This is a genomic window from Cellulomonas citrea (genome assembly GCF_009829685.1).
Classification (GTDB): Bacteria; Actinomycetota; Actinomycetes; order Actinomycetales; family Cellulomonadaceae; genus Cellulomonas; species Cellulomonas citrea.
Genome location: NZ_VWSD01000388.1, coordinates 1 through 534, shown reverse-complemented (window position 1 = coordinate 534; position 534 = coordinate 1). Strand labels below are relative to the sequence as shown.

Sequence of the window (534 nt, the reverse complement as noted above, 5' to 3'; positions counted from 1 at the left end):
GCACCGCCACCTCAAGCTGGCCCCGCGCGACGACCTGATCGCGCCCGATCTGGCGACATTCCTCGCCTTCGACGATGCGGGGTTCCGGCAGTTCTTCTCGGGCTCGCCGATCAAGCGGATCGGGCGCGACCGGTTCGTGCGCAACTGCCTCTATGCGGCGGGCAATAGCGGCGATGCGCAGTTCGTGCCGCAGGTGGAAACGCTCGCGAACAATCCCGACCCGGTGGTGGCGGACGCCGCGCGATGGGCGCTGGTCAGGCTGCGCCCATCTCCTTGAGCTGAACTTCGGCGTCGGCCAGCAGTTCGGGCGCGATCTCGGCCCGGTCCATCACCAGCTTGCGTCCCTGGACATAGTCCTTGGTGCTGTTGACGCACTCGAGCGCGATGATCTTGCCTTCCTTCAGGTAGAGCACGCTGACCTTGCCCGCTGCGGGGTCGCCGCGCAGCACCGTCGCATCGAAACCCAGCGATATGCCCACAGCCTGCAGGCGCAGATCGTACTGGTTCGACCAGAACCAGGGCACGTCTTCGTAA

The 534-nt window shown here is 65.9% G+C and carries 2 protein-coding genes; one reads left to right on the top strand and one right to left on the bottom strand.

All coding sequences use genetic code 11. The features are described from left to right. Nucleotides 1-277: hypothetical protein (locus tag F2B26_RS16895; protein ID WP_201292832.1), on the top strand; the 277-nt coding region annotated here is incomplete at its 5' end. On the opposite strand, the gene F2B26_RS16890 is transcribed toward F2B26_RS16895, so the two are convergent. Continuing rightward, the coding region (locus F2B26_RS16890; RefSeq protein WP_210766860.1) for an oxidoreductase C-terminal domain-containing protein at nucleotides 255-534 on the bottom strand (280 nt) is incomplete at its 5' end. The genes F2B26_RS16895 and F2B26_RS16890 overlap by 23 nt on opposite strands.